At 67.0% G+C, this 17341-nt stretch carries 29 protein-coding genes; 20 read left to right on the top strand and 9 right to left on the bottom strand.

The annotated features are described in order from the left end of the window. Positions 1–176 precede the first annotated feature (176 nt). From ON32_RS29110 to ON32_RS23815, 5 genes are all read right to left on the bottom strand, one after another. Positions 177–512: a hypothetical protein gene (locus ON32_RS29110; RefSeq protein WP_157224315.1), complete on the bottom strand. Its 336-nt coding sequence runs from the start codon at positions 510–512 to the stop codon at positions 177–179. A 186-nt stretch (positions 513–698) separates the two neighbouring features. Beyond that, entirely contained in the window at positions 699–2471 is a 1773-nt protein-coding gene (locus tag ON32_RS23830) for an FtsK/SpoIIIE domain-containing protein (RefSeq protein WP_040793257.1), read from the bottom strand. Beyond that, positions 2471–3226 (bottom strand): hypothetical protein, encoded by a 756-nt coding sequence (locus ON32_RS23825; RefSeq protein WP_040793256.1) that lies wholly within the window; start codon positions 3224–3226, stop codon positions 2471–2473. Before ON32_RS23825 ends, ON32_RS23830 begins: the two co-directional genes overlap by 1 nt. Before the next feature lie 53 nt (positions 3227–3279). After that, positions 3280–3546 carry a hypothetical protein gene (locus ON32_RS23820; RefSeq protein WP_040793255.1) on the bottom strand — a complete coding sequence of 89 codons (267 nt, stop codon included), beginning with the start codon at positions 3544–3546 and terminating at the stop codon, positions 3280–3282. 86 nt (positions 3547–3632) lie between these two features. After that, entirely contained in the window at positions 3633–3896 is a 264-nt protein-coding gene (locus tag ON32_RS23815) for a hypothetical protein (protein ID WP_040793254.1), read from the bottom strand. A gap of 107 nt (positions 3897–4003) precedes the next feature. Here ON32_RS23815 and ON32_RS23810 point away from each other — a divergent pair, with 107 nt between their 5' ends. From ON32_RS23810 to ON32_RS27320, 13 genes are all read left to right on the top strand, one after another. Then, the gene (locus ON32_RS23810) at positions 4004–4588 is read left to right on the top strand and encodes a hypothetical protein (RefSeq protein ID WP_040793253.1); all 585 of its coding nucleotides are present in this window, start codon (positions 4004–4006) and stop codon (positions 4586–4588) included. 5 nt (positions 4589–4593) lie between these two features. Continuing rightward, positions 4594–4812: a hypothetical protein gene (locus ON32_RS23805; RefSeq protein WP_157224314.1), complete on the top strand. Its 219-nt coding sequence runs from the start codon at positions 4594–4596 to the stop codon at positions 4810–4812. 74 nt (positions 4813–4886) lie between these two features. After that, positions 4887–6317, top strand: coding sequence for a hypothetical protein (locus ON32_RS30345; protein WP_245551267.1), 1431 nt, complete (start codon positions 4887–4889; stop codon positions 6315–6317). Between the two features lie 71 nt (positions 6318–6388). After that, positions 6389–6733, top strand: a complete 345-nt coding sequence (locus ON32_RS23795) for a hypothetical protein (RefSeq protein WP_040793251.1) — start codon at positions 6389–6391, stop codon at positions 6731–6733. Further along, on the top strand, positions 6730–7080 hold the full coding sequence (locus ON32_RS23790; protein ID WP_040793250.1) for a hypothetical protein: 351 nt from the start codon (positions 6730–6732) through the stop codon (positions 7078–7080). The genes ON32_RS23795 and ON32_RS23790 overlap by 4 nt, the downstream gene beginning before the upstream one ends. Continuing rightward, positions 7077–7301: a hypothetical protein gene (locus tag ON32_RS23785; protein WP_157224313.1), complete on the top strand. Its 225-nt coding sequence runs from the start codon at positions 7077–7079 to the stop codon at positions 7299–7301. Before ON32_RS23790 ends, ON32_RS23785 begins: the two co-directional genes overlap by 4 nt. Next, a complete protein-coding gene (locus tag ON32_RS29740; RefSeq protein WP_157224312.1) occupies positions 7298–7453 on the top strand; it encodes a hypothetical protein in 156 nt (51 codons plus the stop codon). Before ON32_RS23785 ends, ON32_RS29740 begins: the two co-directional genes overlap by 4 nt. Then, positions 7450–7842 carry a hypothetical protein gene (locus tag ON32_RS23780; protein ID WP_040793248.1) on the top strand — a complete coding sequence of 131 codons (393 nt, stop codon included), beginning with the start codon at positions 7450–7452 and terminating at the stop codon, positions 7840–7842. Before ON32_RS29740 ends, ON32_RS23780 begins: the two co-directional genes overlap by 4 nt. A gap of 328 nt (positions 7843–8170) precedes the next feature. Further along, on the top strand, positions 8171–9124 hold the full coding sequence (locus ON32_RS23775; RefSeq protein WP_157224311.1) for a helix-turn-helix domain-containing protein: 954 nt from the start codon (positions 8171–8173) through the stop codon (positions 9122–9124). Between the two features lie 125 nt (positions 9125–9249). After that, positions 9250–9579, top strand: a complete 330-nt coding sequence (locus ON32_RS23770; protein WP_040793246.1) for a hypothetical protein — start codon at positions 9250–9252, stop codon at positions 9577–9579. Positions 9580–9873: 294 nt separating this feature from the next. After that, a complete protein-coding gene (locus ON32_RS23765; RefSeq protein WP_040793245.1) occupies positions 9874–10869 on the top strand; it encodes a helix-turn-helix domain-containing protein in 996 nt (331 codons plus the stop codon). Positions 10870–10899: 30 nt separating this feature from the next. Beyond that, complete coding sequence (locus ON32_RS29735; RefSeq protein WP_157224310.1) at positions 10900–11088, top strand: hypothetical protein; 189 nt, start codon at positions 10900–10902, stop codon at positions 11086–11088. A gap of 59 nt (positions 11089–11147) precedes the next feature. Continuing rightward, positions 11148–11600: a hypothetical protein gene (locus ON32_RS27320; protein ID WP_051133613.1), complete on the top strand. Its 453-nt coding sequence runs from the start codon at positions 11148–11150 to the stop codon at positions 11598–11600. A 19-nt stretch (positions 11601–11619) separates the two neighbouring features. Here the strand turns inward: ON32_RS27320 and ON32_RS23755 are convergent, their stop codons facing one another. Then, positions 11620–11916 carry a hypothetical protein gene (locus ON32_RS23755; protein ID WP_040793244.1) on the bottom strand — a complete coding sequence of 99 codons (297 nt, stop codon included), beginning with the start codon at positions 11914–11916 and terminating at the stop codon, positions 11620–11622. Between the two features lie 111 nt (positions 11917–12027). On the opposite strand from ON32_RS23755, the gene ON32_RS23750 reads away from it, so the two are divergent. From ON32_RS23750 to ON32_RS23720, 7 genes are all read left to right on the top strand, one after another. Beyond that, on the top strand, positions 12028–12243 hold the full coding sequence (locus tag ON32_RS23750) for a hypothetical protein (RefSeq protein WP_040793243.1): 216 nt from the start codon (positions 12028–12030) through the stop codon (positions 12241–12243). Positions 12244–12253: 10 nt separating this feature from the next. Beyond that, positions 12254–12541, top strand: a complete 288-nt coding sequence (locus tag ON32_RS23745) for a hypothetical protein (RefSeq protein ID WP_040793242.1) — start codon at positions 12254–12256, stop codon at positions 12539–12541. A gap of 84 nt (positions 12542–12625) precedes the next feature. After that, positions 12626–12958, top strand: a complete 333-nt coding sequence (locus ON32_RS23740; RefSeq protein WP_040793241.1) for a hypothetical protein — start codon at positions 12626–12628, stop codon at positions 12956–12958. A 95-nt stretch (positions 12959–13053) separates the two neighbouring features. Further along, a complete protein-coding gene (locus tag ON32_RS23735; RefSeq protein ID WP_051133612.1) occupies positions 13054–13464 on the top strand; it encodes a DUF4913 domain-containing protein in 411 nt (136 codons plus the stop codon). Between the two features lie 108 nt (positions 13465–13572). Next, positions 13573–13833, top strand: a complete 261-nt coding sequence (locus ON32_RS23730; RefSeq protein WP_157224309.1) for a hypothetical protein — start codon at positions 13573–13575, stop codon at positions 13831–13833. 185 nt (positions 13834–14018) lie between these two features. Further along, positions 14019–14213 carry a hypothetical protein gene (locus ON32_RS23725; protein WP_157224308.1) on the top strand — a complete coding sequence of 65 codons (195 nt, stop codon included), beginning with the start codon at positions 14019–14021 and terminating at the stop codon, positions 14211–14213. Positions 14214–14217: 4 nt separating this feature from the next. Further along, on the top strand, positions 14218–14415 hold the full coding sequence (locus ON32_RS23720; RefSeq protein WP_040793238.1) for a hypothetical protein: 198 nt from the start codon (positions 14218–14220) through the stop codon (positions 14413–14415). 344 nt (positions 14416–14759) lie between these two features. Here ON32_RS23720 and ON32_RS28565 read toward each other — a convergent pair whose 3' ends face one another. From ON32_RS28565 to ON32_RS23705, 3 genes are read right to left on the bottom strand one after another with little or no spacing between them, the layout of a single operon-like run. Continuing rightward, a complete protein-coding gene (locus tag ON32_RS28565) occupies positions 14760–16031 on the bottom strand; it encodes an ICP22 family protein (protein WP_051133611.1) in 1272 nt (423 codons plus the stop codon). Then, the gene (locus ON32_RS23710) at positions 16028–16435 is read right to left on the bottom strand and encodes a hypothetical protein (RefSeq protein WP_040793237.1); all 408 of its coding nucleotides are present in this window, start codon (positions 16433–16435) and stop codon (positions 16028–16030) included. The genes ON32_RS28565 and ON32_RS23710 overlap by 4 nt, the downstream gene beginning before the upstream one ends. Then, positions 16432–17181, bottom strand: coding sequence for a ParA family partition ATPase (locus tag ON32_RS23705; RefSeq protein ID WP_051133610.1), 750 nt, complete (start codon positions 17179–17181; stop codon positions 16432–16434). Before ON32_RS23705 ends, ON32_RS23710 begins: the two co-directional genes overlap by 4 nt. Positions 17182–17341: the final 160 nt, after the last annotated feature.

The raw sequence follows: 17341 nt of genomic DNA, 5'->3' as shown, positions 1-17341 counted from the left end.
ATTTTGAATTCCAAAATCGGAAATTGCAAAAGCGTAATTTATATAATGGATGTTTTTAAAAGAGTGTAAAAAATTCCTTTTTGCAGTATCATGCATGTCAAATATTTTCCTTGTCGTTAAAAGAGTAAGTGATGGAATTGCCTAAGTATTTCCATCACTTACTTATTATTGAGTTTCTATACTCGTTGCACTCTCCTTTTGTCTGATTCGACCCTATCTGATATAACACCTTTGAGCACATCAAGATATTGATCCAAAAACCATTTATACAATTCCTGCAACTGCTTTCGCGAGCTTTCGTCAATCTGTTTTTGGTCTGCAAACTCATCAATCAATTCTGGACTTGACGCTCGAATAATGAGTTTAACAGCCGCATTCAAGCAATGTGACTCTTTAAGCTCGATCGGAAAGTCATATTCATCTTCCCAGTCGAGAATGAGTCGCTTGAAATCTCGAATATCCTTTCGATTCAAGGTGACATTTGTCTTGCGGATCTTGTTTGTTTCAGTCATGGTCGGCCTTCCCTTCATGCTCGTTGGCTACACCTGAGTGTAGCACTTGATAATTGCAATTCTCGTATACTTTATTCCGTGCTTCTTAAGATGTGTTTATTCATCTCCTCCAATTATTTGTTTGTGGTGAATGAGTGTTATGAAGTGAAGGACGGGCGGTGGCTTATAAGGGTTGCGCCCGGATTGCTACTCGGTGCCCGTATCTTCATCCGGCGGGGTGGTAGCGGGCGGCGGGGTGACCTCGGAGCGGTCGTTTCGGCCGGTGCGATCGAACGGGATAACCGTCCCGTCCTGCCCATCTATCTGCGGAATGGATGGCAGCGCCGAGCCGCCGCCGGTCGTGGGTAGCTGGAACTCCGGGACCGGTTTCTTGCGGGTCGTGGCCTGGCTCGAGTCGGTAGCCGACTGATTGCTATCGGACTGGCCGGAGGGAAGTTCTGGCGCGGTTCCGGGCAGCGGTCGGACCTGTCCGCGCACGGCGACGATGGCGTCGGAGATGGCCCAGCACAGTTCGGTGGGCAGGTAGGCCGCTCGAGCCCGGCAGGTCTCGGGGTGGCTGCGGGTGCGTACCAGCGCGGTACCCTGGGGCATCGACTCGTCGACGGCGGTGAGCCCCCGGGCTTCGAGGTCGGGGTAGTTCTCGAACAGGTGCCCCATGTCGTGGCGGGACTCAACGCGGAAGCAGAACCGGTCGAACAGGTTTGCCCTGGTCGCGGTGGACAGCGAGCCCTCTTCGAGTTTCTGTCCGCTGGGGTAGACTCGGCCGCCGAACTTGGCTGCCTGCCCGCCGAACCGCTTCAATTCGGCTTGGAAGTCCTTGTCTTTGGCGTACTCCGGCACTTCGTCGATGACCAGCAGGTATACCGGCATCTGGGGGCTGAATTCGCTGATCTGGTCGGTTCGTGAGGCCCAGAACTCGGACTCGCGGGCTTTCATCTCCTCGTTGACCTGCCGGAGCACCGCGGTGGCGTCGGCCGCGTCGTTGCTGTTGCAGACCAGATAGGCGGTGCGCCACCACGGCGCGACGGCGGCGGTGTTCGGGTCGATGATGATCACGCGGACATCGCGCATGAGCGAGGCGTACGCCAGCAGGTTGTTCAGGAAAATCGACTTTCCCGAGCGGCTGGTGCCCTGTACAGCGCCGTGTGCGCCGGTGGCCAGGTTGAGGGTCACCCAGTCACCGAATTCGCTCATCAGCAGCGGTATCTGCATATCGGCCGATATCGAATCGGGGGCGACCGTGATACGGGCAGTGCGGGCGATAGCGGCCAGCGCACGGCCCTGTTCCTGTTTGGTCAGGTTTGCTTTGGCAACCGCTTTGATCTGCTCGGCGGTCGCCTCGTCCAGCAGTGGCGAGACGTGAATCTCGGCCAGCGGGTTGCGCACCTGTAGATCGACGGTGAGGACCTGATTGTCGGCCGCGATCACGCGCACCGCCGCAACGTGCAGCGCGTTGGCTATCTCGTCGCGCTTGGCCGCGAACGCCTTGGCGGCGTGGCCGTCGAGGATGGTCAGCCGGACCCGGGCACCGATGGCGGTGGGTTCGGCGTCGATGAAGGTCGGCCACGCGCCCGGGTCGAGTTCGCGCGGCAGCCGGCCGAGGCCGAGGCTGGCCCACAGTTTGGCCGCCTCCCAGGTGCTTTCGAGCCGGTCCAGCGCGTAATGCAGCTCCGGCAGGAACCGCGCCCGCTCGGCTTCGTGTGCCGCGCGCTCGGCGGCCTCGAGCGCGCGGCGGCGCTGGGTGCGCCGGTCGCGGCGGACCAGTTCGGCGCTGAGGCCCAGAGCGGCCAGGCCGCCGGTGGCCAGGACTCCGGCCGCGCCGAACATCACGCCGAGGAACAGCAGGCCCAGCCACACGGCACCGACCGCCAGGCCGACGCCGAGCGCCAGGCCGAGGCCGCCCTTGTTGCGGGCGACGCTGACCAGGAACGCCGCGTCCATCATGTTGCGCCCAGCCATCACGCACCCCCCACCATGTAGTAACCGCTTCGATCCAGCATGTGCCACCTCACTCGGCCGCCGAACCACCAACGGCCGGTTTCATTGTCGCCACCGACGCGGATACGCGCCCAGACGATTTGCAGCGACCAGGCCCGGACCGCGACCTGTTCGCGGCGGGCACCCGCCTGTGCCGGGTCCAGCACCAGACCGGGCAGCGTGGCCGAGGCCGGGGCGGGCAGCGCCTTGCGGTCGGAATCGCCGCCGCCGGCGGCGGAGCGCTCGAGGATCACGTCGATATCGGAGCCAGCGCCCTTGGCGGTGATCTGGATTCGGCCCGAGGCCGCGCCGAAGGCGTGCGCCAGGGTGGTGGCGCGGCGGTCCCAGTCGGCCGGGCTCTGGCCGGGCAGCATGGTCACGGTCAACACGTCGGCATCCGGGCCGAGGGCGACACCGCGCAGCACCGGCAGCGGCACCGCGCCGTTCTTGGTCGGCTTGCCGGCCAACTCGGCGGCGGTCATCACGTCGGCCCAGCGGCGCCTGTAACGCCACCACACCGCCGCCGTGGCCTTGACCATGCCCCGGCCGTGTCGGGCCGCCAGAATCGCGCACAGCACCGAAACAAGGGCAACCGCAGCCGATCCCAGCACCAGCGGCACGTAACCGAGGATCGTGTCCTTCCAGACCGGGATATCGGCCGCGATCTCGACCGGCCGAATGCTGCCGGTACGCAATCCGTCCATCACGAATATGCCGACCACGATCAAACCGAGCATTCCGACGCCTTGAACCATCGCTTTGGTGGCTTCGCTCGGGGGTTGACGGTCACTCATCGCGCACCGCCCCGGGAACGGCGCACGCGGCGCGCGGTGATGTCATCCGGTGTCGAGGTGTCGCCGGCGCGGTCCCAGTACCAGACTTCGGTCTGGTGGGTTTTCGGTGAGTGCGCCGAGCGGGCCGCCATACCGACGACGGCGGAGCCTATGACCACTGCGACCACGGCCGGCCACCCGGCCGCGCAGCAGGCCACCAAGAGCACGAACCCGGTAGCGAGCGAAGCCAACACGGCCAGCACCAGGGGGTAGTCGCGTTTCATCGCGCACCCCCCGGCAATTGCAGTCGCACCGGCCAGGTTGCTGCTGGCGGGGGCGAAAGACTCGAGCGAGCGGAACGGGGTGGCGGCTACTTTCGGGCGTCGCGTGCTTTGCGGAACAGTTCGGCGCGCAGCTCGATCAAGCTGGGGATTAATTCCGCGCCCAACGCTTCCACGAGCGTTTCCACTGCCTTCTGCTGCGACAGGCCCGATTGCGCGAGTGCGTCCTCCCACATCTGGGCTTGCTGCTCGTTGAGGCGGAAGGTCCGCTGACTGGTGCGTGGGGGCATGAGCCCATGTTTGCAGTTGGTTGCTGTTGCTACCAAGTGGTCCGTTTTCGTGTTGCTCTTCATTTCTCTCATTCATCTCTGGTCCTTACTGCTTGCTTCGATGTACCATCATGCTACCAAGTCAATGACTTTGGTACCAACTGGTTGAAGAAAGAAGCGAGGAACACTTCATGAGCACACCCACTCTCACCCCCGCCCTCGCGGACCACGGCGAGCGCGAGGCAACCCCATCCGCGCTGGTCGACGGCCCGGTGTTCGGCATCCTGCAGCCGAACGGGAAGTTGTATCGGGCGCCGTCCGTACGACGGGCCGACCCCTACGGGCAGCAGCCCACGATCTGGCTGCGTGAGGCGGACGCCCGCGCCGAACGGACCGTCGTCGCCGCCGAGGTCGAGTGCCTGTACGGCATGCGTCGCGACCAGACCGCAGAGTTCCGGGTGGTGCGCCTCGAGCTGGGCAAAGACGGCATATGGAAGCTGCCCGCACCCGACCGTGACTATCGCGGGCATCGGCCGATCGATCCGGATTCCGGCCGGCCCTCGGCGTGGCCGTGCGTCGGTGGCGAAGAGTTGACCGTGGACGAGGCCCGGCAGGTGATGCGCGAGCATCGCGCGTGCGCGGGGCCGATCCCGTGCCGTGCCCGGGGCCGGGCGCGTGCGCTGCTGGCCCGCGCGGGTGTGATGCGCCCGGTCGATGCGAAGCGGGCGGCGCACCTGTGGTTGAACCTGGACCTGCCCGAGCGGGCGGGGCGGTGATCCCCGTGGCGACGCTGGGCTATCACGTCCTGACCGACGAGTGGTTGGTTATCCCGTGGGAGTGCTGCTACCCGGGGCGGTTGACCGAGGCCGAGGCCCGCAACGTCCTGGCCACCCACGGGCAGCACTCGCCGAAGCGCTGCCGTATCGCGCGCACCGCCCGCCGGATCGTGCGGGCCGCAGAGGAATCCATCCAGAAATCCGCCGAGACATCGGCTGTGTAACCCCCTCTTGGGCGGTCCCTGCCCGCAGCAACCGGGCAGGGACCGCCCTCGATCTTTCCAGAAGGAACCAGAAGATGAACGTTGCAACCCTCAACGGCGCGCACCTCGATACCGTCCCGGTGACGCCGGAGGACACCTCCACCAGCGCCGGCGACGACACCAGGCCGGCCGCGCCGCAGTCCTCGCCCGCGCGGCACGACGGTACGCGGGCCAAAACCCGGGCGACGCGCAAGCCCAAACCAGCGTCCGCGCCCAAGTCCCCGACCCTGGCCGACCAGGTGCGCGAGGTATGCGAACGCGCCGGTAACCCGAACATTTCGGGAGAACAGGTGCGCGCACTGCTCAACCTGCCCGAACCCAAGGACGAGACCGAGGCGGCCAACCGCCGCAACTACGTGGCCCGACTGGTCCGCGAGTGGAAGGCGGAACTGAAAACCCAGGTAGACCACACACCCCAGGTTTCCCAGGAAACTTCTTCCCTTCCCGCAGCACGGGAGGTGAACAGCGACCCGGGCGGCGGGGGCGTGGACTCGGCGGCGAAAACCGCCGCGGGAACCGATATCGGCGTCGACGGCGGCGCGGCGGGCTCGGCCGCTGCCTCGGCCGTGTCTCGGCAGTCCCCGACCCCGGCCCCGCCCCGGAACCGGGCCAAACGTGTTCGGCGACAGAGCGCGGTCTCTGCTCACCCGGTCGACAAGTCCGCTCGAGTGGCCCCGAGTCCGACCGTGCTCTCATTGGCGGAAAGGGTCGCCGAGGCCGAGCAGCGCTTGCCGTTCCAGTCCGCGCCCGCACTGCTGGAAGCGCTCTCGGATGAGGAGCTGGCCGCCGAGCGGGAACTGGTCGAGCGGATGCGGGCGGCCGAGCGGGCCGAGAAGTGGAAGACGGCCAAGGCTCGCGCCGCCGAGCGCGAACAGCAGCGGCGCGCCCGCCTCGAGATCGCCCGCCAGGACGCGGCCGACGCGCTGGACGCGCGCAAGGCGTTGGCGCATCAGCGGCGCGTGTCCAGTCCGCATGCCCGTCTGGCGTCGCTGTACCGGCGGCGTATGTGGACGTTGCGGGCATTGGCCGGGGTCGTCGTCGCGGGTATGGCGTGGTCGGCGGTCAACGTGCAGCACAACGTCGCCCCCACCGGGGCGACGGACCCGCTGTTCTGGTTCAGCTTCCTGCTCGAGGGCATGATCAGCGCGATCCTGGTCGTGATCATGACCGGCACCCACACCGTCGCCGAGTACGGAATCGTCGACGACAAGCGGATGGTTGCCGCCGCCGAGCTGGGACTTTTGGGCCTGACCCTGACCTTGAACACGTTCCCGTACGTGGACGACCGGGCGTGGTTCGACGTGTACACCCACTCGATCGCGCCGGTCATGATCGGCGTCGCCCTGATGGTGCATCACGGCATGTCGGACCGCTACGGAGCCGCGATCGAGAAGGCCGCCGCCGCCGTGGCCGACACCGGAAACGACACCGCCCCCGCCGCCGCGGTCGCAGACGAACCGAACTGACCCCCGAAGGCGGTCCCTGCCCGCAGCAACCGGGCAGGGACCGCCTTCGATCATTTCCGAATCGAGGAACGATGACCAAACCGCAGACCTCCGCGCTGGTGGACATCACACCCGTCACCGGCGCGCCACTGTCGCAGGGCTACGACACCCCCGAATACCGGCTCGACCGGAGCCGGCCCAAAGCGAGCTGGGCGAAACTGTCGAAACCGCCGGCCAAGGCGCACTGCGACGAATGCGCCCGGCTCCAGCACGAAACCCGGGGTGCGGCCGGACCGCGCATGCAGCCCCGCTACCGCCGCACCCTTCCCGACGGCGGGCCGAAACTGCTGCTGTGCGGCCGTCACGCCGAGGCCTGGCGCGACCGCGACGACACCGACGCCCCCGCCGGCGCCACCGCGCGGAAGGGCCGCCGATGACCGTGTTCACCCCCGACCCCGCCATGAACCTCGAGATCGTGGCCCGCATGCCATGGCTGGTCGCCGAATCCGGCTCCATCTGGGCCGTCACCGGCACCACCGCCACCGGCCGCACATTCGCCCACGAACCGGCCATCGTGGCGCCGTATGACCTCGCCCAGGGCGGTAAACCGCTGTTCGTGCTGGTGCACCCCGACATGTACCTGTACGAACTCGGAACACCACCGCTGGTCGCCGCCGACCGCATCAGCGCCGCCTATCGCCTGGTCCTGGTGCACGCCGACGAACCCACAACCGCCTACTACCTCGACGACCAGGACCTGATCAACAGGGGGTGGACCCGATGACCGTTGATCCGCACGCACACGCGCTCGAGCTGCGCCGACTGCTGATGCACCTACACACCGCCTCGGACGGCTCGGACCCGGCCACGGCCGCCGATATCGCCGCCGCCGAACTGGCGCTGTTCACCCACCTGCGTGACCACCGCGCCACCCTCGGCCGGACCTACTTCTGGTCCGGCTACTACGCCGAACTCGACGACTTCGACCGGAGGACGAACCGATGAGCCTTCCCCACGAGTGCCCGGAATGTCGGGTCACCCTCGACGACCACGACACCGAGGTCCGCTGTTGGAGATGCGGCTGGACCGTCCGAGACGTGGACAGCCCCCTCGAATACCAGGACCGCGCCGACGCAATCCGAGAGGCCACCCGATGACCACCACAGAATCCTGCACCCAGACCCGGACGTGGACATTCGTGCTGCGCCGCAACGATCCCGACACCTCACGAACCGATATCGCCGATGGCGCGGTATTCGACGACGGAACCACGGTCCTGCGCTGGCGACGCCGCGACGGACATGCACCGGCGACCGTGGTCGCCGACCTGCGCCACATCGTCGAACGGTATTGCTTCAGCGGTGGTGTCCGGCTGATCTGGGTGACCGGCGGACCCCAACCCGAGGGGCAGGGTCGACACACCGACTCGATATGCCTGTCCTGCTACGCCCCCATGCTCGAGGTCCCCGTGGACCATGGCGTGATCCAGCACGAAGGGCATTGCCCCGACTGCGGTATCCGCGAAGTGTGGGAACTGTATTTCTGATCATCGACCGGCCCGAATACCGCCCCCGAACGGCGGTTTTCGAATCCGGTGCGCCTGAAACCACACGCCTGTGATTTGTGGCAGGCTGAGCACCGGTAAAAGGCCAAAACCCGCCCTCTCCGACGTTTCGCACCGGAAGAGAGGGCGGGTTCCGCTAAGGGGTGGGCGAAACCTCGGCGGGGGGGATGCCGAGGTCCGTTTCGTTTCATCGGAGTGAAGTGAAACGGCCCGAGGCAAACGATACCCGGCGCGGCGCGGCTCGAGTACACGACGCGCCCCCGGTGACCTCGCCGAGGCGTCGCCCACCCCTTCACCAGAAGGGATGAACTTGACCGCCGAACACCTGGCCCTGGTCTTCGCAGCCGAAGGCATTGCGCCCAGTCAGAACCATCTTCTGCTCGCCTACGCGGACTTGAGCGATGCGTACGGCTATTGCGCGAACGCCAGCGTTGAGCGCCTGATGGCCATGACCGGTATGTCCGAGCGCACCATCACTCGGACCAACAAGGAACTCGAGGCGGCCAACCTGCTGCGTCGCCAGCGCCGCACCCGATCCGATGGACAGACCGATACCAGCGTCTACCGCATCAACATCGCCAAGCTGGCCGCGATGCGTCCCGCCCGGCCGCGCCGATTCGACGACAACACCATGGCCGGATTGGGGTTCGCCGACGAGCACCCGCCGTCCCCCGAAGTCCAGATTTCGGAAACTGCCCCTGAGCTGCCCATCCGTCATTTTGGCGGGTGGTCTGAGCTGCCCATCCGTCAAAATGACACCCACCCTGTGGATAACTCCGTTCCGGAGCCGTCCACCCGTCAAAATGGCGGGTGGTCTGACCTGCCCATCCGTCAAAATGACACCCCTAGGAAGGAGGAGGTATTTAACCCTCCCCCTACCCCCTCCCGCGTGGACAGCGTGAGCGCCGAGGCGATCGAGGAGCGCGGCGCGCGGTTCGTCGAAGAACTCCCGCCGGCCGTGCTGGCGCGGCTGAACGGTCTGCACCGGAGTCGGCTCGCCCGCCTGATCGGTCCGGCCCTGGCCGCTGGGCACGATCCGGGCGCACTCGCTCAGTTCCTGGCTACCGAGTTGGGCGGTGCGCAGTCGGTGTATGCGGTCATCAAGCGCCGTCTCGAGGTCGACCTGCCCCGTACGCCACTGGCGCCGCTCACGGCCCAAACCGCCCGTTCCGAACGGCCCGACTGCCGCGCTCATCCGGGTGCGGGGTGGCGGCCGGATGGCGAGTGCGCCGGTTGCTACGTCGACCGCATCGCCACCGATTGACCAAAAACCGTCTCAGCGCCTCTCTGAGCGATGAAAACGCCCCTGCCGACATTTCCCCTCCCTCTTGATATTTCCGCGCCTCTGAGAGCAAATCAGGCGGCAATACGAACGATTGGAGAACGACCATGGGACGACGCCCCCGCCGACCCGTCGAAACCGATTCCGGGATGGCGCTGTTCGATGCGCCGGGTACCCGCCGCGATCCCGCCCCGGCACCGGCGACCGTGGTCGCCGACCTGCGCCACATCGTCGAACGGTATTGCTTCCGCGGTGGTGTCCGGCTGATCTGGGTGACCGGCGGACCCCAGCCCGAGGGGCCGGGCCGGCGCACCGACTCGATCTGCCTGTCCTGCTACGCCCCCATGCTCGAGGTCCCCGTGGACCATGGCGTGATCCAGCATGAAGGACATTGCCCCGACTGCGGCATCCGCGAAGTGTGGGAACTGTATTTCTGACCCCGAATACCGCCCCGAGCGGCGGTTTTCGAATCCGGTGCGCCTAGAACCACACACATGTTATTTGTGGCAGGCTAGGCCCCGGTAAAAGGCCAAAACCCGCCCTCTCTTCTGGTTGGCAAACTTCAGAGAGGGCGGGTTCCGTAAGGGGTGGGCGAGGCCATCGGCAGGGGGAAGCCGGTGGATTCGCTCCGAGGTATGACGATACCCGGCGCGGCGCGGCTCGAGTACACGACGCGCCCCCGGTGACCTCTCCGAGGCTTCGCCCACCCCCTTCACCAGAAGGGGTGAGATTTGAAGAACACCGTTCCCGCCGACGAGACCACCGAGCAGTTGCATTTGCAGGCCGGTCGTCGGGCTCCCTACACCCAGGTGGGCGACTGGGTGCTACTGGCACCGATCCGACCTCAGGCCCGGTTGCTGTACTGGGCGCTGAGCGCTCACATCAACAGCAGCCGTGAGGACACCGCGGTATGGCCCACCCAAGACGTGTTGGCCGAAATGCTGGGCTACAGCGACGGTCGCAAGGTCCGCCCGCTCCTGGCCGAACTCGAGGCCATCGACGCGATCACCATCCGCAAGTCCCGACGCCTGGTGGGTGGTCTGCGCCGTGAACGCAGCATTTACGTCGTCCACCAGTCGCCCCCGGAGGGCTATGAGGGGCATGAGTCGTTGCGCGACTTCTATGCCGCCCGCAAGGCCCGGATCGAGGCCGCCCGAGTCGCATGCGACGGCCCCGCCGGCACCCACAACGACACCGAACAGGCCCCAGGGGGCCGAAATGAGCCCCCTGGGGCCTGTGGGGTCGAACCAAAGCCCCAGGGGGCCGAAATGAGCCCCCTGGTGGGGGGCCGAAATGGGCCCCCTAATAAGACGAAGGGCAACGAGACAGAACGCGGGGGGCATCCCGCCGCCCCCCGCACCCCGGCGGAACTGAACTCTGGTCGCCTTTCTGAGGTGGTCACTGATCAACGCAAGTTGGTACGTAACCAACAGACCGCGCGCGCGAAATTGAGCGCGCCCGGCGAATCGGATCGGGCGGGAAACGACGAATCGACCTCGAGCGGATGGGTGCCTCCGGCGGGGGCGGTGGTCGGTGGGGACGGGGCGCAGCTCGAGCCGGTGTCGTCGCGGCAGGCGGCTCTCGCGGCGGCGGCCGAGGCCCGGGCGCGGGGCACGGTCCGCAACAGCGCCCGGAAATCGGCCCTGGATTCCCCCAGGAGGGCCTTAGGGCGCGCGGGTGAACAATTCCCTACCCGAGATGTTTTCGTGCCTCAGCGTGCGAAATAGACGGCAATACGAGCGATTGGAGACTGAACCATGGGACGACGCCCCCGCCGGGCAGGCGAAACCGATTCCGGCATGGCGCTGTTCGATGCGCCGGGTACCCGCCGCGATCCCACCCCGGATTGCCCACACTGCCGGGGCGACGGGTGGGAGTTGGACGCCGCCGGTGATCCGGTCGAGCCGGCGATCCGGTGCCGCTGCACCGCCCCGGCTCATGTCTGAATCCGCCCGCCCGGCCTCAGTGTTCGGGACCGGCGGTTTTGGATTGTCGGGCCGGGCCGGTGGTGTCACACTGGCTGTTCCAGGGAAAGGGGTTGATCGCGTTGACCATCGGTTATCAGCAGGCGTACGGGCCTGCCGTGCTACCGATTCCGACCCTGGGGCCGCCAAGGGTTCCGGGTCTGCCGTCCCCGCCGCCGCTGTCCCAGGTGGCCCGGGCAGCGGTCGATCGGCCGATGTTGCTGGGTGCGGCCGTGTCCGGCGGGCTTGGCGCGATACTGCTGGGGTGGGCACTGGTGTTGGCCGGAACTGACACAGCCGGGGCCGAACCCGCCGATTTCGCCCCGCCGCCGGCGGTCGCGCCCGCCGAGGTGCCACCACCCACCGCCCCGGCCCCGGACTCGGTGCCGGTCGCGCCGCCATCCGCCCCGGTCGCCCCGATCCCGACGCCCGCGCCGGAGGTGATCACCTTCGACACCGGCGGCGCGGCGTGTTTCCCGTTCCAGCCCTGCTGAGTCCGGATAGTCGGGGTGGTTACCGGGCGAGTTCGTCGGCGATGTCGGCGATGCGGCGAGCGGCTTCGACTAGATGTGACTGCGGTGCGCGCGGTGGCCAGGTGTCGGCCACGTGGCGGGCGACGGTGGCCAGTGCGGCGGCCAGGGCGCGGTTACGGTCGTCGGCCACGCCGTGGCCGTTGATCAGTGGCGTGGCGGCATCGCGGATGGGGTTCCACAGGTCGCTGGTGTTGTAGGGGTCCGAGTCGTAGGTCAGGCGCATCAGCTCGCTGGTGAGGGCCTGTCGGGTGGGGTCGTATTCGGCGTCGGTGAGCATGCCCCCATCCTAACCCGCAAAAATTCATTTACGCAAATGAAGTTTTGCGGTAGCATCGGAGGGGTCGGGACGACAGCAACCCGCCCCGGCTCGAACCGAAAGGGGAAACCGATGACCAACGACATCGACACCGAATTGGCCGCCATCACCAGCGGATACGCCCGCCTCGGGCAGCGCCTGGACCGTATCGACGCCGAGCTTGCCCGCCTCGAGGACCGGCAGCGCCGCCGCGAACAGCGAGACCGTGAGCAGCAGTACTGGCGTCGGGTGCAGCGCCTCGAGTGCTCGCGTGATCACGCCGGCCGGGGTGTCGGCCGCGATCGTTAGGCCGGGCGAGATGGACGAACAGAAGATGTGGCCGCCGGCGCGTCGGCAGGTGGCCAGGCTCGAGACGAAACGCGACCGCATTGTCGAGCAGCTACGCGAGATCGAGGAACGCGAGCGCCGGGCCGCCGAACTGAGGGCGTCGATGGCCCGAACCGAGGCGCGACTGAAGGAGTTGGCCGAGCTCAAACGAGCCTCCGATCAGCGGATTCGGGAATTGGAACAGCGGCAGTCCCGCGACCGCCACCGCGACCCGAGGACCGCCGATCCTCGCGCCCGAGGCGCGGGCCGGGAGCGCTGAGCCAGCGGAGGCGACATCACACCACTCCGAAACACGCAAAACTTCTTGTAGCGCAAATGAAGTTTTGCGTGTTAGGATGGTGTCATGACCAACGCCAAGAACCTGCCGGCCATCGACCCGCAGATCGCCGACAACGCCGCCGCGCTCATCGACGCGGCCGTAGCCATCGGCTCGGCCTATGACCTGGTCGCCATGCGCGATCAGGCGTACGAGGCCGTGAAAGCCGCGAAAGCGCTGGCCGAAGCGCTCGAGATCGAGACCCAGGGCGGGCGGGCCGCGCTCGAGTGCGGCTACCGCCCCGCCGACCGACCCTCGGTGTTGGCCGCCGTGCGCCGGCACCTGATGCGCGCGGTGATGGACCGGCTGACCTGGCGCGACGACGCCGGGAACCTCCACATGCTGTGGAGCACCCGGTAACCCATCCATCCATCCATCCACCCACCCACCCATCCGGCCGGGTCGGGGCATCGGCAACATGCCTCGACCCGGCCGGCTCGATCGAGAGGATATCGATGAGCACGACACACGAGACGCGGGCCGACCATTACCGGTCGTTGGGGCGCTTCCTGGAGGACTTCCTCGCCCCGGCCTATGCCCGCTACGTCACCGGCAACCCGCTGCGGGCATGGTGCCCGGAGCCGTGGCTCCACGACGAAGGCGTGTTGCGGCTGTGGGAGATATGGCAGGGCTACGAACAGGCCATGGCCGCCCCGGACCGTACCGCCGTATCCGAATGGTGGCTGTTGTGCGCGGACCCGCACATGGCCGCCCTGATGGACCCGGACGGCCCGTTCAAATTTTGCAGCGTGCTCCACGGGCACAAGGACATGCTCGCCCCGCTGCCGATGCGGTTCGACGCCGCCCCGGCCGAGCTGTACCGCGAAATCCCCCAAGCGTCCGCCGCATCGGATGCGGCGGCATGAGAGAAGCGCATCGGCCGCTTCGCTCGGTGGTGAACCCGGAGGAATCGAACACCGGAGAACACAAAACTTCTTATATCATAAATGAAGTTTTATGGGTATGATGGTGGTATGCCCGACAAGGAGGACAAGGCAATGGATCACATGGTGTTGCGCAGCGTGGAAGACGTGACCGGGGATGTACTGCTCGCCATCCAGGAGGCCGAGGACGCGGTAGCCGAAGCCCTGCGAATGGTGGGCGTGCTCGACTCCCACCCCGACGAGCCGGACACCTACTACGTACGCGAAGGGGTGGAAAAAGCCGCCGAGGCGCTCGAGCGTGCGTATACCGCCTGCCCGGCGGACGGACTCGTCAAACGCTTCACCGACTGACCGCATCTCGACCCGCGACGGGTCGAGGCGCAACCTCGAGCCGGTGTCGGTGGTCCTCAGCAGGATCACCGACACCGGTCCTATCTCGTTACGGCCTGACACACCTGGTGCGCCGGGCTGTTTCCTGTTCGCTCGTCGCCAGGACGTAGCGCCGCTGGTTCGAGGTCCGCGTACCCTTTGTGACCATGGCAGCGGAAGACCTCGCCGAGGCCGACGCGGCGGCGGCCGGGCACACCCAGATCGTGGGCCTGTTGACCACGCTCATCGACCCCGAACCCGCCCGCCCGGCGTGCGGGCATCCGTGGCTCGAGGTCTGCGACGGGTGCCGCGCCTGCACCGCGTGCACCGAATGCCGTTGCCGGCCGGCCGAGAATGACTGACCGCGTGACCGGACCGACCTCGGCCCGCATGATCGAGTTCTCCGGCCTGTCCTACGCCGAGGCATTCCGCCGCGCCGCCGACTGGTTCGCCGCCCACGACGGCGAAGTGCCCGTGATCCGCGCGATAGGACACGCGATCCTTCCCGCCACGATCCGCGAGCCCGAAACCTGGTTTCTACTGAGCGTCTACTACGACGACTGAACCGCCCCACCCCATGCCCCGGACTGCGGACCCATGCCCCGGACTCCGGGTCCGGACTCCGGACTCGGGTCCAAAGGTCCGGACCCGGACCGGACTTCCGGACCCGGACTCGTCCGGACTCCGGACCGGACTTCCGGACCCGGACTCGTCCGGACTCCGGACCGGACTTCCGGACCCGGACTCGTCCGGACTCCGGACCGGACTTCCGGACCCGGACTCGTCCGGACTCCGGACCGGACTTCCGGACCCGGACTCGTCCGGACCTTGGACCGGACTTCCGGACAGCATTCGGCCCGGAACCCTGATAGAGGATTCCGGGCCGATACCGACTCGAGACCGGGAGGCTACCCGCCCGCTGTGGCGCGTTCCTCCGCGTCGGCCAGATCGTTTTCGGCCTTGACCATGTGCGCCAGCGCCAGGCCCAGCCCGACCACGATCACCGGCAGGAAGGACACGAACATGGTGATCCACCACGGGGCATGAATGACCACCTCGGCCGCCTTCTGCCCGGTGGCCTCGGCCACCGCGTCGGCCATCTTCTGAGCCTCGGACTTCTTGGTCGCGTTGGACTGTTCGAGCAGGTGATAAGCGATCTGACCCATGCTGCCGAGCAGCAGCGCGAACAGGCTCGACCACTTCGCGAACTCCTTTGTCCGCTCGAGCCGGCACCGCCCCGACAGCCATACGTACATGGCATAACCGGCGTACGCCTCCACCCCGATCGGCAGCACGATAGAGGTATTGATCTCGACATCATCGACCACGCCGGGGAAGGGCTTGACCACCCCGAACCCGGTCATCTCGCCCAGCCCGACCCACCCGGACCACACCGCGACGAACGCCGACAGCGCCATCAGCAGGACCGGCCAGACCACCAGCTTCCCCCCGGGCCGTGTCGGAGTCCGGACCGCCCCCGGACCGGATTCCGGTCGGACTTCCGGACCCGGACCGTCCGGACTCCGGACCGGACTTCCGGACTCGGACCCGGACTCGTCCGGACCCTGGACCGGACTTCCGGACTCGGACCCGGACTCGTCCGGACCCTGGACCGGACTTCCGGACTCGGACCCGGACTCGTCCGGACCCTGGACCGGACTTCCGGACTCGTCCGGACCCGGACCGGACTCGAGTTCCGGACCGGACCCGGACTCGGATGCTTCGGTCCGGCCGGAGTCCCCGACCACCGGACCGCCGGACCCGGACTCCGGACCGGACTCGCCCCGACCGGCGGACGGGTCCGGACCGGCGACCAGGGACGCCGCCGGGTCCGTCTCGGCGGGCTCCGGCCGGGGCACGGCCGGGGCGTCGGCCGCTTCCTCGGTCCGACTGAATTCGGCCTCGAGCGCCGCCAAGCGCTCATCGGTGAGCTTGGGCAGATCGCGGGTATCGGGGCCGGTGCCCGGCACCCGCTCGCCCTGAACTTTCGCCACGTTCTCATACAGCGTCGATTTCGGAACCGCGATGCCGAAGCCGGCCAGCCAGTCACGCACGTCCGGCCGGCTCGCGTCCGGGCCGAGCACCCCGGCCGCGTAGCGCACCTGCGCCGCCTTGCTCGGCATCGCCTCCAACTCGAGGCGGTGCACGTCGATATCGGCGGTTTCGGTCATCGCGATCACGCACTCTTCCTGCGGGTGGTTCGGGTGGTCCGCAGCTTGGCCTCGGCCGCCTCGGCGGCGGCGCGGTCGGCCTCGAGCTGGTGAACCGCAGCGTCCAACAGTTCGGCGGGCAACGGCTCCCCGGACTCCTTGATCTGCGCCAGCACCAACGCCACGACATCGGCCGGCCACGGTGCCAGACCATTGCGCGCCCGGCACATCTCCACGATTTCGCCGATCATGGTGGACCCGCGCGTCGCCGCGCCGATTTTCGTCGCCCGGTGCACGGACGCGGGGAACTCCAAGGACAGCTTTTTGGTCGGTTCCTTCTCGACGGGCGCGGCCGGGGCGGTGGCGTCGGTCCATTCGTCCGCGCTGGCCCGGGTGCGACGCGGCGGAATCTCGGTGTTCTTGCGGGCGGTCATTTGTTCTCTCCTGCCAATGTCAGTAGTTCGGTTGTCAATGCCTCCACCTCGGCGGCGGCGGTGCTACGCGGCGCGTACTCGGTCACCGACAGCCCATGCGTCGGGGCCAGTACGTACTCGCCACGCTCGTGGATCACGGCATTCAGCGTCGGCAACGGCGCGGCCTCGAGCCGCGACCGCGCGGCGGTCACGATGCGCGGCACCCGATCGGGACGGCCCTTGCCGCCGCGCCGAGTCACCCCGGCCCGATTGAGCAGCACCACCGACCGCGACCGCGCCCCCGGTGCCGCCGCGTCGTGCTCCCACGCCTGTTCGATCACCTCCATGAGGTCATCCCCGGCCCACAGGTCCCACGGCGACGGCGTGACCGGCACGACCACCACGCCGTTGTCCTCACTCAGCGCCGCGAGAATCGCGCTACGAGTGATCCGGATACGCCCGTCGGGGATCGGCATGGGCTTGCCGGTCCCGGCCGGGGCATCGATCACCAAGTCGTCGGCATCGCCCAGCAGTGCGGGCAGGTCCCGATGGATCGTGGGCTCGAGATAGGCGAACGCCTCGAACAAGGGCGGCTCGACCCGTTGCGCGGCCCACTCCGAGGCCGAGCCCTGCGGGTCCGCGTCCAGCAGCCGCACCACCCGCCGCCGCGACGAACGCCGCGATATCGGCCGCTGCGCCAGCGCCGAGGCGACATTGACAGCGTTCGTCGTCTTCCCGCTGGACTTGCCGACGAAGACCAGAATCACGCGCTCACCTCCTTTCTGTCAGTTCCAATGAATGAATATTACCACGCAAATGAAGTTAGTCGTGTAGGGTGGGAGATGTCAGCAACGCACCCATTCGGAAGGGTCAAACATGTTCCGCGGCAAGAAGAAACGCCACGACGAACCCACACCCACCAGCGAT

The organism is Nocardia paucivorans NBRC 100373 (genome assembly GCF_000308675.1).
Lineage (GTDB): Bacteria > Actinomycetota > Actinomycetes > Mycobacteriales > Mycobacteriaceae > Nocardia > Nocardia paucivorans.
The sequence above is the reverse complement of the archived record's forward strand: the minus strand, read 5'-3'. Positions and strand labels throughout refer to the sequence as shown.

Coding starts and splice junctions, on each gene's coding strand:
- ON32_RS29110 (WP_157224315.1), bottom strand. CDS start 512: ATGACTGAAACAAACAAGATCCGCAAGACAAATGTCACCTTGAATCGA.
- ON32_RS23830 (WP_040793257.1), bottom strand. CDS start 2,471: ATGGCTGGGCGCAACATGATGGACGCGGCGTTCCTGGTCAGCGTCGCC.
- ON32_RS23825 (WP_040793256.1), bottom strand. CDS start 3,226: ATGCTCGGTTTGATCGTGGTCGGCATATTCGTGATGGACGGATTGCGT.
- ON32_RS23820 (WP_040793255.1), bottom strand. CDS start 3,546: ATGAAACGCGACTACCCCCTGGTGCTGGCCGTGTTGGCTTCGCTCGCT.
- ON32_RS23815 (WP_040793254.1), bottom strand. CDS start 3,896: ATGAAGAGCAACACGAAAACGGACCACTTGGTAGCAACAGCAACCAAC.
- ON32_RS23810 (WP_040793253.1), top strand. CDS start 4,004: ATGAGCACACCCACTCTCACCCCCGCCCTCGCGGACCACGGCGAGCGC.
- ON32_RS30345 (WP_245551267.1), top strand. CDS start 4,887: ATGAACGTTGCAACCCTCAACGGCGCGCACCTCGATACCGTCCCGGTG.
- ON32_RS23795 (WP_040793251.1), top strand. CDS start 6,389: ATGACCAAACCGCAGACCTCCGCGCTGGTGGACATCACACCCGTCACC.
- ON32_RS23790 (WP_040793250.1), top strand. CDS start 6,730: ATGACCGTGTTCACCCCCGACCCCGCCATGAACCTCGAGATCGTGGCC.
- ON32_RS23785 (WP_157224313.1), top strand. CDS start 7,077: ATGACCGTTGATCCGCACGCACACGCGCTCGAGCTGCGCCGACTGCTG.
- ON32_RS29740 (WP_157224312.1), top strand. CDS start 7,298: ATGAGCCTTCCCCACGAGTGCCCGGAATGTCGGGTCACCCTCGACGAC.
- ON32_RS23780 (WP_040793248.1), top strand. CDS start 7,450: ATGACCACCACAGAATCCTGCACCCAGACCCGGACGTGGACATTCGTG.
- ON32_RS23770 (WP_040793246.1), top strand. CDS start 9,250: ATGGGACGACGCCCCCGCCGACCCGTCGAAACCGATTCCGGGATGGCG.
- ON32_RS29735 (WP_157224310.1), top strand. CDS start 10,900: ATGGGACGACGCCCCCGCCGGGCAGGCGAAACCGATTCCGGCATGGCG.
- ON32_RS23755 (WP_040793244.1), bottom strand. CDS start 11,916: ATGCTCACCGACGCCGAATACGACCCCACCCGACAGGCCCTCACCAGC.
- ON32_RS23750 (WP_040793243.1), top strand. CDS start 12,028: ATGACCAACGACATCGACACCGAATTGGCCGCCATCACCAGCGGATAC.
- ON32_RS23745 (WP_040793242.1), top strand. CDS start 12,254: ATGGACGAACAGAAGATGTGGCCGCCGGCGCGTCGGCAGGTGGCCAGG.
- ON32_RS23740 (WP_040793241.1), top strand. CDS start 12,626: ATGACCAACGCCAAGAACCTGCCGGCCATCGACCCGCAGATCGCCGAC.
- ON32_RS23735 (WP_051133612.1), top strand. CDS start 13,054: ATGAGCACGACACACGAGACGCGGGCCGACCATTACCGGTCGTTGGGG.
- ON32_RS23730 (WP_157224309.1), top strand. CDS start 13,573: ATGCCCGACAAGGAGGACAAGGCAATGGATCACATGGTGTTGCGCAGC.
- ON32_RS23725 (WP_157224308.1), top strand. CDS start 14,019: ATGGCAGCGGAAGACCTCGCCGAGGCCGACGCGGCGGCGGCCGGGCAC.
- ON32_RS23710 (WP_040793237.1), bottom strand. CDS start 16,435: ATGACCGCCCGCAAGAACACCGAGATTCCGCCGCGTCGCACCCGGGCC.